This window comes from Rhodococcus sp. AZ1 (assembly GCF_054979605.1).
In genome coordinates this window covers 1-13,749 of the sequence record NZ_JBUEQF010000007.1, presented here as the reverse complement: position 1 = coordinate 13,749, position 13,749 = coordinate 1, and the positions used below count along the sequence as shown (strand labels likewise).

Here is a 13,749-nt window from a genome sequence, read left to right as displayed (position 1 = left end):
GTGTCGGGTCTCGCGGGGCGGTTCGGGGCCGGGTGTGCGGTCAGGCGTGGTACGGCTCGGCGCTGATCAGCGTGACCTTCATGGTCTTGCCGCTGGGCAGGTTGTACTCGCGGGTGTCGCCCACCTTCGCGTCGATGAGTGCGCCACCGAGAGGCGAGTTGGGGGAGTAGACCTCGAGCTTGCCGTTGCGTGCACCCTCCTCGCGCGTGGCGATGAGGAAGGTCTCGGTGTCGGACTCGTCGCCGTCGTAGTAGACCTTGACCACCGAACCGGGAAGTGCGACGCCGGACTGGGTGGGCGCCTCACCCACCTTGGCGTTGTTGAGCAGTTCCTGCAGCTGGCGTATACGCGCTTCCTGCTGGCCCTGCTCCTCGCGCGCGGCGTGGTAGCCGCCGTTCTCCTTGAGGTCGCCCTCTTCGCGCCGCTCGTTGATCTCCGCGGCGATGACCGGCCGGTTGGCGATGAGAGCGTCCAACTCACCCTTGAGTCTGTCGTGGGATTCCTGGGTCAGCCAGGTCACCTGCGTCTCGGTCATCTCGATCACTCCCTCGTAGTGGGAACCTCGCGGCTCCCGGTAGATCGGCGGCGCACGGTCGGCGAAGCCGGAACCCGATCGTGGATTCGCGACGTACGTAAACCGTCTACGCCCCGTCGCTCGATGTGCGCAGCCCATGCCGTCAACTACGGCATATGCAGCAATACACGGCTTCACTCGGAAGCCGTGCATCCGTTCAGGTTAGCACGCTCACACCGGCCCCAGCCCTGATCGGACCGCTCGCGGGCGCTCGATCGGACCCCGGGCCGCCGGTTACTGCGCCGGCGGCTTCAAGTACGGCGGAACGTTCAGACTGCACCCGTACAGGTCCGCCAGAGCCGGCGGTTGGGATGTGGTGACCGAGGTACGCACGTCCACCGCGTCCGACGACGACGGCGGGATGTAGACCTCACGGCGGCCGGTTTCGGTGCCATCACGTGAGCGCGAGCGGACAATGCACACGGCAGGCTTCGACGGGTCGTCGCGGGTGACGTTGAGGCGAATGTTCACGGTGGTGGAGTCGACGATGTCGAACGAGACCGCGGTCCCGTCGACATCGGAGTTGGTGAACTTGGTGTAGGCGAGATAGGCGATGGCCACGCCCAGGGCGACGACCAGGGCACCGAGGAGCAGTGCGATGGCCCGCGAGGGAATGGACCGTCGTGGTTGGGGGTAGCGGTCGGTGGGCCGCGTCGCGCTCGTCATGGCATGTTCGACAGTAGCGGGTCTTGCGTGGGCACCCGCCCGGCCGCGCAGGAGCGGCTGCGGAACAATGGGGTCGACACGACGGCGATACCGACGACACCGAAGGTGAGGAACCACGTGAGCGGACTGCGTCTGATGGCAGTGCACGCCCATCCCGACGACGAGTCCAGCAAGGGCGCGGCCACGATGGCGCGCTACGCCGCGGAGGGCCACGACGTTCTCGTTGTCACCCTGACCGGCGGTGAGCGCGGCGACATCCTCAATCCGGCGATGGATCTACCGGGGATGGCGGACCGGCTCGCGGAGGTGCGGCGCGAGGAGATGGCCGAGGCCGCGCGCATCCTCGGTGTGCGTCAGAGATGGCTCGGTTTCGTCGATTCCGGCCTGCCCGAGGGTGATCCGCCGCCGCCGCTGCCCGAGGGTTGCTTCGCCACGGTGCCGCTCGAGGTGGCCACCGAGAAGTTGGTCGCCGTGGTGCGGGAGTTCCGCCCGCACGTGATCGTCACCTACGACGAGAACGGTGGGTACCCGCACCCCGATCACATCAAGTGCCACGAGGTGTCCGTGGCCGCCTACGAGGACGCCGGCGATCCTGAGAAGTACCCCGACGCCGGGGAGCCGTGGACCCCCCTCAAGCTCTACTACTCGCACGGTTTCCTACGCGGCCGGATGCAGGTGTTCAACGACGCCGCGGAGGAGCGCGGGGAGGTTCCCGGTCCCTGGTCGGAGTGGCTCGAGAAGTGGCCGCCCGACCAGGACCGGATGTCCGCCCGGGTGACCACCCGGGTCGAGTGCGGCGACTACTTCGACGTCCGTGACGACGCGCTGCGGGCCCACCGTTCGCAGATCGATCCGAACGGGCGCTTCTTCAGCCTCCCGACCAGCGTGCAGCGTCAGCTGTGGCCCACCGAGGAGTACGAACTCGCGCGCACACGCGTGCAGTCCGAGATCCCTGAAACCGATCTCTTCGCAGGAATCGAGGCGTCATGAATCTCACCGGACACGTCGGGTTGATCCTGGCGCAGACCACCACCAACGACACCGGCCCCGAGTTCGGCAAGGCGTCGCCGATCGGGCTGGTGGTGATCGTGGTGCTGCTGGTCGGCACGGCGTTTCTCGTGCGGTCGATGAACGGGCGCCTGAAGAAGCTCCCGGAGACGTTCGAGCCGTCCGATCCGACCCCCGATCAGGCCGCGGACGATGGCACCGACGCTCCTGCCACGGAGGGGTCGGGTACCGGCGGAACGACCACCGAGCAGACCGGACCGGACGGACGAGGAGTCAGCTGACCTGGTTCCCGAACACCACGAGCCACACCGCGACGTAGTGCAGCGCCGCGGCGACCACCGTTGCGGCGTGGAAGAACTCGTGGTGGCCGAACGTGGTGGGCCACGGGTTGGGCCACTTGGTGGCGTAGAGCACCGCGCCGATGCTGTACAGCGCGCCGCCGACGGCCAGCAGGGCCATCGGCGCGACCCCGACGTTGTGGGTCAGTGCCCCGGCGACGGGCACGATGGCCCAGCCGAGCAGCAGGTACAGCGGAACCCCTACCCAGCGCGGGGCCGTGGGCCAGAGCATCTTCAGTGCCACCCCGGCCAGCGCGCCGCCCCACACCACGCTCAGCAGGAGGTTCCCGGTACCGCGTTCGAGGCCGAGCATCGCGAACGGGGTGTAGCTGCCGGCGATGAACAGGAAGATCATCGAGTGGTCGGCTCGTTTCATCCATGTCCGGCCGACCGATGAGGACCAGTGGATGCGGTGATAGGTGGCGCTGACGGCGAACAGGCCGCAGATCGTCAGCGAGTAGACGGTGGTGGCGATACCTGCGCGCGGCGAGGCGAGCGTCCAGGACAGGGTGATCAGAACGATCGAGCAGACCACGGCCACGCCGAAGGCGTAAAGGTGGATCCAGCCGCGCATCCTGGGCTTGGCAAGGGGCAGAGCCGGCTCGAGTGCGGTCACGAACCTACGGTACCGTAACTTCGGTCGGAGTCGCCGAGGAAATCCGCGCCCGGGAGGGGCGAATTCACCCCCTCGGTCGGCGTAGGGTGTGGTGCGATCGGGTAAGGGTGTCGGTTCGAGAATGCGGACGGCGAGGTGAGGTACCGGGTGAAGGCGCGCGGTCTTCTCTACTCCCTGTACGAGCGACGTTTGCTCAGGCAGCTCGCCGACGACCTCGCCGCAGGTGCGCAGAGCCCCCGTCACGTCGCCGTGATGTGCGACGGCAACCGTCGGTGGGCGCGTGAGAACGGCTTCACCGATGTCAGCCACGGTCATCGCATGGGCGCGATGAAGATCGCGGAGTTGCTGACGTGGTGCGACATGGCCAACATCGAGATGGCCACCATCTACCTGCTCTCCACCGAGAATCTGCGGCGTGATTCCGACGAACTCGACGCGCTGCTCGAGATCATCACCGACGTGGTCGAGGAGATCAGCGGACCGGGCAAGAACTGGACCGTCAAGATTGTCGGAACCCTCGACCTGTTGCCGGCCGATTCCGCCCGTCGGTTGAAGGAGGCGTCGGCCGCGACGGCCGGTCGCACCGGCACCCACGTGAACGTGGCCGTCGGCTACGGGGGCCGCCAGGAGATCGCCGACGCCGTCCATTCGCTGTTGGCCGAGAAGCTCTCCGATGGGGCGTCGACCGAGGACATGCTCTCCGCGGTCACGGTCGAAGGAATCGACAATCATCTCTACACCTCCGGTCAGCCCGACCCGGATCTGGTGATCCGAACGTCGGGGGAACAGCGTCTGTCCGGTTTCCTGCTGTGGCAGAGCGCGTACTCGGAAATCTGGTTCACCGAGGCCTACTGGCCTGAGTTCCGCCGCGTGGACTTCCTACGCGCCCTGCGCGACTTCGCTGCGCGGCACCGCAGGTTCGGCGCGTAGCCGCTCAGGCGAGGGCGCCGGCAACGGCCCGAGTGCCGACGATCGTGGCGGCCCGGCCGGCCAGGATGACAGCGCGTCCGAGCACCATTGCCAGCGCCCAGATCACGAAGAAGGGTGCGATGACCGCGGGGGTGAGCTGCAGCGACATCAGGTGCTCGCCGAACCACTGGCGGAACGACGCGATGTCGGTGGTGGCCCAGACGAATCCGATCCGGGCGGCGACGGCCACCGCCCACACCGCGACGAACCCGAGCCCGCATCGGGTCATGATCGACCCGGTCGTGCGGTCGGTGAACATGCGGGTGGTGGCCGCGGCGATGAGGGCGAACGCCAGGCCGATCCCTGCTGCCACGCCGTAGACCATCATCGAGTGGTGATCGGTGGGGGCGGTCTTGAGGTAGGCCATCCCGAAGACACCCGCCAGCGCGAGCGGCAGGACGATGTTGCGGCGACCATAGCTGCGGGTGCCGTACTGGGTGGCCATCATGACCGCGAAGATTCCGCCGCTGACCTGGACTGTGCTGGAGAGATCCGACATCGCTGACTCCTGGTGTGATTGGTCGATCCGTGTGGCCGGATCGGTGTGTCCGGCATGGCTACGAGAGTGCTCGGATCGGGGCGTGATCGGATCGGCCCAGCGGTGGAGAACCGGGTGGACATTGCCTCTCCACCCGTCGGTGGAGGTCCCCACCCGCAGCGTGATGGCAGGCTGAACCCCATGCCCACCCGCCGACGCCTGATGCAGGAAGCGTTCGCGATCGTCACCGTGATGACGGTCGTGTGGGCGTGGGTGTCGGTGACGCCGATCGGTGTGCACGGCCGGGGGCTGGTCGGGCTTGTCCTGTTGGTCTCGGGAACCGCGGCTCTGGCCATGCGGGGGCTCCCGGAGCGGGGTTGGCAGTCACCGGCAGGTCGTGTCGCGGCCGTCGCCGGAGCGCTCGCGTGCGGGGCGCTGTTCGGGTTCGCGCCCACCACCGCCGCGTCGGCGTTCGCACCGATCTTCGCCGGCATGGCCGGCTACCGGTTGTCCACGCGCCCAGCCGTTGTGGTGGCGGCCACCGTGTCGGTGTCGGCGTTCACGGCCGCGCTCGTCGAGCAACGCGGTACTCCGTGGCTCGCGCTGCTGGCCGGGCTCGCGGTATTCGTGGGGATGGCCCGGCGCGACCGGGTGGAGGCGTTGCGGGCGACGGAGGAGAAGTTGGCCCAGACCCAGCGGGCAGTGGAGTCGGAGGGGCGAGCGCAGATGTTGGCCGAGCGAACTCGGGTGGCGCGTGAGATCCACGACGTGCTGGCGCACTCGCTGTCCGGGGTGAACATGCAGCTCAACCTGGCCGACGCGCTGCTCGAGACCGGCCGTACCGACGCCGGCCGGCAGGCGGTTCGCGATGCGCAGCAGGCGGTGTCGGACGGGTTGGCGGAGGTGCGGCGCGCGGTGTACGCACTGCGGGACGACCCGGTGGATCTGGCCGCCGCTCTCGAGGCACTGGCGACGGGCGACGGCGAGACGGTGACCGTGGACGGTGTGGCGAATTGGCTCACAGATCTTCAGGCGACGCAGCTCGCGCGGATCGTGGGTGAGGCACTGACCAATGCGCGCCGACACGCACCCGGCTCCCCGGTGCGGGTGCAGGTCGCCGCGGACGACGCGCACGTGAGCGTGCTGGTTCACAACGAATCGGATTCGACTGCAACGGTGTTCACCGAAGGAGCGGGTGTGGGGTTGGTGGGGATGAGTGAGCGTGCCGCGCAGATCGGGGCTCGGCTCGAGGTGGGTCCGGCCCCGGGCGGATGGACGGTCCGAGTGGAGTTGAACCGATGACCGAGCCGATCCGCGTGGTGATTGCCGACGACCAGACCACCATTCGTGAGGCGCTCGCGATGATGTTGGACCTCGACGACGACCTGTCGGTGGTGGGGACGGCCGAGAACGGGGCGCTGCTGGTGGAACTGGTCGACCGCGTCGAGCCCGACGTGGTGCTGACCGATCTGCGGATGCCGGTCCTCGATGGTGCGGACGCCACGAGGGCGATCCTGAGCCGTCGCCCCGAGCTACCGGTGGTGGTGCTGACCACCTTCGACGACGACGAGTCGATCTTCCGGGCGTTGGATGCCGGGGCCTGCGGCTATCTGACCAAGGACGCCAACCGCCACGAACTCGCCGCCGCCATCCGCGCGGCAGCCGCCGGTCAGTCGGTGCTGGACCGCTCGGTTCAGCAACGCCTGATGCGCCGGGCTGCCGGCCCTGCACCCGCCCCGAGTCGACCCGCCGTGGGGTCGGCGGGTCCACCGGAGCTCGCCCAGTTGACGTCGCGCGAGCGAGAAGTGTTGGTACACATGGCAGGTGGATCCAGCAACCGCGAAATAGCGGCGGCACTGTTCATCGGCGAATCCACCGTCAAGACCCACATCAACAACGTCTTCGCCAAACTCGGCCTGCGCGATCGTGGCCGAGCCATCGCGTTCGCCCACCGACACGGACTGACCGGCCACACGGACTGATCGGCCACACGGACCGACGCGAGCCGGATTCAGAGTTTGCGCAGGCGCAACCGGTTGATGGTGTGATCGGCGTCCTTGCGCAGAACGAGGGTGGCCCGCGGGCGCGAGGGCAGGATGTTCTCCACGAGGTTGGGACGGTTGATCGAGTTCCAAATGTCCTCCGCCGCAATGCGTGCGTGTGCATCGGACAGATCCGAGTAGTGGTGGAAGTGCGACCGGGGGTCCTTGAAGGCGGTCTTGCGCAGAGCAAGGAATCGGTCGATGTACCAGGTCTCGATGTCCTCGATCCGGGCATCGACGTAGATGGAGAAGTCGAACAGGTCCGAGACCATCAGGCGCGGACCCGTCTGCAGCACGTTCAGACCCTCGATGATGAGGATGTCGGGTTGGTGCACCTGGTGGAACCGGCCGGGAATGATGTCGTACGAGACGTGCGAATAGACCGGCGCGGTGGCCTCGGTGGCCCCGGACTTGACCTCGGTGACGAAGCGCAGCAGCTTGCGGCGGTCGTAGCTCTCGGGAAAACCCTTGCGGTGCATGATGCCACGCCGAGTGAGCTCTGCAGTGGGGTAGAGGAAACCGTCGGTGGTCACCAGGTCCACCCGCGGGTGATGCTCCCACCGTGCGAGCAGGGCCTGCAGCACACGCGCGGTGGTGGACTTGCCCACGGCGACGCTTCCGGCGATGCCGATCACGAACGGCACCTGGCGATCCGGGGTCTGCTCACCGAGGAAGGTGGCCGTGGCGGCGAACAGTCGCTGCCGCGCGGCCACCTGAAGGTGGATCAGTCGGGCGAGGGGCAGGTACACCTCGGCGACCTCGTCGAGATCGATCTGCTCACCGAGTCCGCGCAGACCGGTGAGTTCCTCCTCGGTCAACACCAGGGGGGCGGAGTTGCGCAGCCTGCGCCACTGACGTCGATCGAATTCGACGTAGGGGCTGGCGTCCCTCACACGAGACACGCGCGCTCGCGTCCGGGTCGTTTCCCCAAACCTCGGAGAATGCGTCGGCCCCCGGTGTGGCTCCTGCTGTGGCCGGAGTCGACTGGCTTCGGATCCATGCGCCGATTGTGCTCGCGTAGGGGTGCGCGCCGCCAATCGGGACCGGTGAATCCGCCGGTGGTTAGCATGACCCATGACCTCCAGCGCTGCTCTCGTTCGGTCGTACCTGCTGCTCGGGCTGTCGTTCGATCGCCTCGAGCCGGGCTTCGTCGACGCCTACACCGGCGACCCGGAACTGCGTCGGATCACCGAGAACGCTCCGGCGCCCGAGCCCCACGAACTCGCCGTCCGCGCGCGGGCCCTGCGCGCTGATCTGCCGTCGTCGGGCCTCGGCGGTGTGCGAACGGACTTTCTCGACGCGCACCTGCGCGCACTCGAATGCTCGGCTCGCAAGTTCGCGGGGGAGGAGATCGGCTTCGTCGACGAGGTGGCCGCCTATTTCGACGTCACGATCGACATGGCCGATCCCGCCGAGTACGAACGCGCTCACGTGGCCATGGGCGAGGTGCTGCCCGGCCCGGGTTCGCTCGGCGAGCGGGTGACGGCGTTCCGCGACGCGACGGTGATCCCGCCCGAGCGGCTCGAGGAGTGCGTGTCGGCGTTCTCCGGCGCCCTGCGCGAACTCACCCGCGCGCGATACCCGCTGCCCGATTCGGAGCAGGTGGAGTACCAGGTGGTCTCGGACAAGCCGTGGTCGGGCTTCAACTACTACCTCGGTGACTACCGGTCGACGGTGGCGATCAACTCCGATCAGAAGCAGTACATGGCCAACCTGCCGCACCTGATCGCGCACGAGTCGTACCCCGGCCACCACACCGAGCACTGCCGCAAGGAGGTCGCGCTGGTCGAGGCCGGGCAGGACGAGCAGTCGCTGTTCGTGGTCAACACCCCGCAGTGCCTGATGGCGGAGGGTCTGGCCGACCACGCGCTCGGTGCGATCATCGGGCCGGGCTGGGGAGTGTGGGCGCAGGAGATCTACGCCGACCTTGGTCTGCGGTTCGACGGTGTCACCGCCGAGGCGCTGGCGGAGGCGTCGGCCGGCCTGCTGCCCGTTCGTCAGGACGCGGCCCTGCTGCTGCACGATCGCCGAGCGGGAGACGACGCCGCGGTGGAGCACCTGGTGCGCTGGGGTGTGCTGAGCGAGGATCGGGCGCGCGCGATGCTGCGCTTCCTCACCGACCCGCTGTGGCGGGCGTACACCAGCACGTACGTCGAGGGGTACCGGCTGCTCGGGGACTGGCTGGGGCGCGCCGAGGACGGCGATCAGCGGACCGCGCTGTTCGGGCAGCTGCTGGACGAGCCGCTGATCCCGTCCCACCTCCGTGGCCTCTGACGAGAGCTTCTAGACTTGACGGCAGATCCCCGCTCGTGAACCCCCGCTCGCAATGTCTGGAGAGTCCGCGTCATGACTGCAGCACCCGAAGCCCGCATCTCGACGTTCGACGCACCGCTGTCCGAGGTCGATCCCGAGGTGGCCGCGGCGATGGCCGGTGAGCTCGGCCGCCAGCGCGACACCCTCGAGATGATCGCCTCCGAGAACTTCGTCCCGCGCGCGATCCTGCAGGCGCAGGGCAGTGTGCTCACCAACAAGTACGCCGAGGGATACCCCGGCCGCCGGTACTACGGCGGGTGTGAGCACGTCGACGTCGTCGAGGACCTCGCCCGCACCCGCGCGAAGGAGCTCTTCGGCGCCGAGTTCGCCAACGTTCAACCGCACGCCGGGGCCCAGGCCAACGCCGCGGTGCTCATGGCGCTGATCGAGCCGGGCAGCAAGATCATGGGCCTCGACCTCGCGCACGGTGGTCACCTCACCCACGGCATGAAGCTGAACTTCTCCGGCAAGCTCTACTCCGTCGAGTCGTACGGGGTGTCGGAGACCGATCACCGCATCGACATGGACAAGGTGCGCGAGCAGGCCCTCGCGGCGCGCCCGCAGGTGCTCATCGCCGGATGGTCGGCGTACCCGCGGCATCAGGATTTCGCGGCCTTCCGATCCATCGCCGACGAGGTCGGCGCCCTGCTGTGGGTCGACATGGCGCACTTCTCCGGCCTCGTCGCCGCCGGCGTGCACCCCTCGCCGGTGCCGTACGCCGATGTGGTGTCCTCGACCGTGCACAAGACCCTCGGCGGTCCACGCTCGGGTGTGATCCTGGCCAAGAAGGAGTGGGCCAAGAAGCTCAACTCCGCGGTGTTCCCCGGCCAGCAGGGCGGCCCGCTCATGCACGCCGTCGCCGCCAAGGCCGTGGCCTTCAAGATCGCCGGCTCTGCCGAGTTCCGCGAGCGTCAGGAACGCACGCTGCTGGGCGCGTCGCTGCTCGCCGAGCGTCTGGGGGCGAAGGATGTGGCCGAGCGCGGCATCTCCGTGCTCACCGGCGGCACCGACGTGCACCTGGTGCTGGTGGATCTGCGCCACTCCGAGCTCGACGGTCAGCAGGCCGAGGATCTGCTCCACGAGGTGGGCATCACCGTCAACCGCAACGCGGTGCCGTTCGACCCGCGTCCGCCGATGACCACCTCCGGCCTGCGGATCGGCACCGGAGCGCTGGCCACCCGCGGGTTCGGAGAGCGCGAGTTCGCCGAGGTGGCCGACATCATCGGCACCACGCTGGCCACGGGGCGTGCGAGCGACGCCCTGCGTGAGCGCGTGAGCACCCTGTGCCGCGAGGTTCCGCTCTACGACGGGCTCGAGGACTGGGGTCTGCTCGGCTGATCGACGAGTGGTTTACGCGTTGTTCACCGACACGCCCCGTTGGTGGCGCGCTCGTCACGGTGGCCGGCAGTAGCGTCGAAAGTGTCGGCGGCGGGGAAGCCGTCGACGCGGGAGGACCTGATTCGTGACTGATCTTGGTGCGAGAGGGTCGGTACCCGGCCCTGGTGTCCGATAGGACACGTCGGGTCGAACCGGTCCAGCGATCGACGGTGGTGCGGGTGCCGCACACACCTAGGAGCCTCACGTGACCACAGCTCGCTCCGTCCGAACCTATGTCCTGGACACCTCCGTCCTGCTCTCCGACCCCTGGGCCGTCTCGCGTTTCGCCGAGCATGCCGTCGTGCTGCCCCTGGTGGTGATCGGTGAGCTTGAGGGCAAACGCCACCACCACGAGCTGGGCTGGTTCGCCCGCGAGAGTTTGCGGATGCTCGACGACCTGCGCATCGCCCACGGTCGTCTGGATCAGCCGGTTCCGATCGGGTCCGACGGGGGCACGCTGCAGGTCGAGCTCAACCACACCGACCCCTCGGTGCTGCCGGTCGGTTTCCGCACCGACACCAACGACTCCCGGATCCTCGCGTGCGCACTCAATCTCGCGGCCGAGGGCAAGGACGTGGTGCTGGTCAGCAAGGACATCCCCCTGCGGGTCAAGGCCGGTGCGGTGGGCCTGCCCGCCGACGAGTACCACGCGCAGGACGTGGTGCCGTCGGGCTGGACGGGTATGACAGAGGTCGACGCCACCAAGGACGAGATCGATCGGCTGTACTCCGAAGGGGTGCTCGACCTCGCCGATGCGCGAGAGTTGCCCTGCCACACCGGAGTTCGCCTGCTCGGCACCACGTCGAGCGCACTCGGGCGGGTCACCCCGGACAAGCGCATCCAGCTCGTTCGCGGCGAGCGTGAGGCGTTCGGGCTGCACGGCCGATCCGCGGAACAGCGGGTGGCACTCGATCTTCTGCTCGACGAGAGCGTGGGCATCATCTCCCTCGGCGGCAAGGCGGGAACCGGAAAGTCGGCGCTGGCGCTGACCGCCGGTCTCGAGGCGGTGCTCGAACGCCGAACCCACCGCAAGGTGGTGGTCTTCCGCCCCCTCTACGCCGTCGGCGGGCAGGAACTGGGGTACCTGCCGGGCAGTGAGAGCGAGAAGATGGGGCCGTGGGCGCAGGCGGTGTTCGACACCCTCGACGGCCTCGCCAGCCCCGAGGTGATGGAGGAGGTTACGGCGCGCGGAATGCTGGAAGTGTTGCCGCTGACGCACATTCGTGGTCGGTCACTGCACGATTCGTTCGTGATCGTCGACGAGGCGCAGTCGCTCGAACGTAACGTGCTGCTCACCGTGCTCTCGCGGCTCGGCACCGGCTCGCGGGTGGTGCTCACCCACGATGTCGCGCAGCGCGACAACCTGCGGGTGGGTCGCCACGACGGCGTCGCGGCCGTGATCGAGAAGCTCAAGGGGCACCCGCTGTTCGCGCACATCACCCTCACGCGCTCGGAGCGTTCGCCCATCGCAGCGCTGGTGACGGAGATGCTCGAGGAGTTCGGTCCGGCCTGAGGCCGTTCCGGTCCGAGACACCCCGGGTCTGGGGCGCGCACTCGTCCAACCGCGTGCGCGCCCCCGAACCACCGGCATGGAGATCTCCGGCAAGCACTTCCTCGTCGTCGGCGCCAGCGGCGCCCTGGGTTCAGGCGTGGCCCGCACTCTCGCAGCCAAGGGGGCTCGCCTGACGTTGGCGGGGCGGTCGGCGGACGCCCTCGCCGCGGTCGGGGTGGAGGCCGCTGCGGTCCTCACCGGTGACCTCACCATGCCCGACGTGCCGCGCGCGTTCGTCGCGGGCGCGGCCGAGGTGGCGCCGCTCGACGGCGTGGTCATCGCCGCCGGCATCGTGGCGTTCGGGCCCACCGCGGAGGTCGACGACGACACCGTCGACGACATTCTGCTCGTCGACTTCCTCGCCCCGCTCCGGCTCACCCGCACAGCGCTGAACACCCTCGGGGAGGGTGGTGTGCTGCTCAACATCAGCGCCGTGGTGGCGGAGAAGGCGATGCCGAACATGGGCGTCTACTCCGCCAGCAAGGCCGCCGTCACTGCATTGTTCACGAGCGTGCGCACCGAGGCGCGGCGCAAGAAGATCCGCGTGGTGGACGTGCGGCCCCCACACACCGAGACCGGCCTGGCCGGCCGCGCGGTCGCCGGTCAGGCCCCGAAGCTTCCGCAGGGCCTGGACCCGCAGGCCGTGGCGGATCGCATCGTCGCCGCCATCGAGAACGACGAGACGGACGTGCCCAGCGGCGCGTTCGGGTGAGGTGGGCCGCACTTCGTGGTTGTAGCAACTGCTGTCGGTGCAGGAAAGGAAGAGTGAAGGGTTAGCAATGCGCGATGTCGATCACATATTTGCGTGGTCTGAGGGGCTTCTCGAGTCTGACTCGTGTCGACTTCGAGCTGTTCAGCCAAGCGACTTCGACGTACTCACGTCCTGGTGGAATTCTCCCGGAACTCGTGGAATGCAGACCGCATGGCCAATCCCTCAGCCGTCCGAAGGCACCCGCCCAATGTTTGAATCCTGGAGCCGAAACGACTCGGAATCGGGTTTCGGACTCTCGATCGATAATCTGAATGGCGAATTGATTGGGCATCTGACGGTTTGGGGCGTGCGCCCGCCGGTACTCATAGGGCAACTGGCCATCATGATTGGTCCAGAATTCCGAGGTAATGGGTACGGCCCGTCGGCGCTACAGATAGCCCTACGGTTAGCCTTCGACGGAATGAACGCACGGAAAATCGAACTAACTGTCTGGGAGTTCAACGAGTGGGCACTTCGCGTCTACGAACGCCTGGGGTTCAGTGTCGTAGGCTCTCGCCGGGGCGCCGTTTTTCGGGACGGTCAGTTCTATTCAGAGTTGCTCATGGGCTTGATGGCTGACGAGTACCGTGGAACGCCAAGTCGTTGACGCGATGCCTGTGATTTTCAGCAGAGTTCGGGTAGCGCTGGCTGCTGGAAGTTTTTGGGCGGCCATTGCCCAGACCCGGGAGGCGTGAAGGCTCTGGGCTTGGCTCGGCTGGCCAGTGCGAGCTTGTGATGGGCAGCCTTCTATCGGCACATGCGTTGCGTTGCAGGGCGTTTCATCACCATGATGTTATTTCACGTAGACCACTGCGCTGACGAGCGTGCGTACCGAGGCTCGGCGCAAGAAGATCCGCGTGGTGGACGTGCGGCCCCCAACACACCGAGACCGGCCTGGCCGGCCGCGCGATCGCCGGTCAGGCCCCGAAGCTTCCGCAGGGCCTCGACCCGCAGGCCGTGGCGGATCGCATCGTCGCCGCCATCGAGAACGACGAGACGGACGTGCCCAGCAGCGCCTTCGGGTGAGGTGGGCCGCTAGTGCGGCGCGCCTGAAGTAGTTGGGCT

15 protein-coding genes are annotated in these 13,749 nt (G+C 67.9%); 10 read left to right on the top strand and 5 right to left on the bottom strand.

The genetic code is table 11. From position 1 onward, the window contains the following. Positions 1–40: 40 nt before the first annotated feature. Together greA and ACY48E_RS10375 are read right to left on the bottom strand one after the other, a co-directional pair. Positions 41–535, bottom strand: a complete 495-nt coding sequence (gene greA, locus ACY48E_RS10380) for a transcription elongation factor GreA (RefSeq protein WP_462872088.1) — start codon at positions 533–535, stop codon at positions 41–43. Positions 536–808: 273 nt separating this feature from the next. Next, positions 809–1,240: a DUF4307 domain-containing protein gene (locus ACY48E_RS10375; protein WP_462872087.1), complete on the bottom strand. Its 432-nt coding sequence runs from the start codon at positions 1,238–1,240 to the stop codon at positions 809–811. 117 nt (positions 1,241–1,357) lie between these two features. On the opposite strand from ACY48E_RS10375, the gene mca reads away from it, so the two are divergent. Further along, the gene (mca, locus tag ACY48E_RS10370) at positions 1,358–2,230 is read left to right on the top strand and encodes a mycothiol conjugate amidase Mca (RefSeq protein WP_462872086.1); all 873 of its coding nucleotides are present in this window, start codon (positions 1,358–1,360) and stop codon (positions 2,228–2,230) included. Then, positions 2,227–2,529: a hypothetical protein gene (locus tag ACY48E_RS10365; protein ID WP_462872085.1), complete on the top strand. Its 303-nt coding sequence runs from the start codon at positions 2,227–2,229 to the stop codon at positions 2,527–2,529. The genes mca and ACY48E_RS10365 overlap by 4 nt, the downstream gene beginning before the upstream one ends. On the opposite strand, the gene trhA is transcribed toward ACY48E_RS10365, so the two are convergent. Further along, entirely contained in the window at positions 2,522–3,160 is a 639-nt protein-coding gene (gene trhA / locus ACY48E_RS10360) for a PAQR family membrane homeostasis protein TrhA (protein WP_462872262.1), read from the bottom strand. The genes ACY48E_RS10365 and trhA overlap by 8 nt on opposite strands. Positions 3,161–3,349: 189 nt before the next feature. On the opposite strand from trhA, the gene ACY48E_RS10355 reads away from it, so the two are divergent. Beyond that, positions 3,350–4,132 carry an isoprenyl transferase gene (locus ACY48E_RS10355; RefSeq protein ID WP_462872261.1) on the top strand — a complete coding sequence of 261 codons (783 nt, stop codon included), beginning with the start codon at positions 3,350–3,352 and terminating at the stop codon, positions 4,130–4,132. Positions 4,133–4,136: 4 nt separating this feature from the next. Here the strand turns inward: ACY48E_RS10355 and ACY48E_RS10350 are convergent, their stop codons facing one another. Beyond that, entirely contained in the window at positions 4,137–4,670 is a 534-nt protein-coding gene (locus ACY48E_RS10350; RefSeq protein ID WP_462872084.1) for a hypothetical protein, read from the bottom strand. A 180-nt stretch (positions 4,671–4,850) separates the two neighbouring features. Here ACY48E_RS10350 and ACY48E_RS10345 point away from each other — a divergent pair, with 180 nt between their 5' ends. Further along, positions 4,851–5,951 carry a sensor histidine kinase gene (locus ACY48E_RS10345; protein ID WP_462872083.1) on the top strand — a complete coding sequence of 367 codons (1,101 nt, stop codon included), beginning with the start codon at positions 4,851–4,853 and terminating at the stop codon, positions 5,949–5,951. Beyond that, complete coding sequence (locus tag ACY48E_RS10340) at positions 5,948–6,631, top strand: response regulator (protein WP_462872082.1); 684 nt, start codon at positions 5,948–5,950, stop codon at positions 6,629–6,631. The genes ACY48E_RS10345 and ACY48E_RS10340 overlap by 4 nt, the downstream gene beginning before the upstream one ends. A 29-nt stretch (positions 6,632–6,660) precedes the next feature. Here the strand turns inward: ACY48E_RS10340 and coaA are convergent, their stop codons facing one another. Continuing rightward, positions 6,661–7,593, bottom strand: a complete 933-nt coding sequence (gene coaA, locus ACY48E_RS10335; protein ID WP_462872081.1) for a type I pantothenate kinase — start codon at positions 7,591–7,593, stop codon at positions 6,661–6,663. A gap of 172 nt (positions 7,594–7,765) precedes the next feature. Between coaA and ACY48E_RS10330 the strand changes: the two genes are divergently transcribed. From ACY48E_RS10330 to ACY48E_RS10310, 5 genes are all read left to right on the top strand, one after another. Continuing rightward, positions 7,766–8,965, top strand: coding sequence for a DUF885 domain-containing protein (locus ACY48E_RS10330; protein ID WP_462872080.1), 1,200 nt, complete (start codon positions 7,766–7,768; stop codon positions 8,963–8,965). A gap of 72 nt (positions 8,966–9,037) precedes the next feature. Continuing rightward, complete coding sequence (gene glyA / locus ACY48E_RS10325; protein WP_462872079.1) at positions 9,038–10,342, top strand: serine hydroxymethyltransferase; 1,305 nt, start codon at positions 9,038–9,040, stop codon at positions 10,340–10,342. Between the two features lie 244 nt (positions 10,343–10,586). After that, positions 10,587–11,894: a PhoH family protein gene (locus ACY48E_RS10320; protein WP_462872078.1), complete on the top strand. Its 1,308-nt coding sequence runs from the start codon at positions 10,587–10,589 to the stop codon at positions 11,892–11,894. Between the two features lie 76 nt (positions 11,895–11,970). Beyond that, a complete protein-coding gene (locus ACY48E_RS10315; protein WP_462872077.1) occupies positions 11,971–12,645 on the top strand; it encodes an SDR family NAD(P)-dependent oxidoreductase in 675 nt (224 codons plus the stop codon). A 67-nt stretch (positions 12,646–12,712) separates the two neighbouring features. Then, positions 12,713–13,291 (top strand): GNAT family N-acetyltransferase, encoded by a 579-nt coding sequence (locus ACY48E_RS10310; RefSeq protein WP_462872076.1) that lies wholly within the window; start codon positions 12,713–12,715, stop codon positions 13,289–13,291. Positions 13,292–13,749 lie beyond the last annotated feature (458 nt).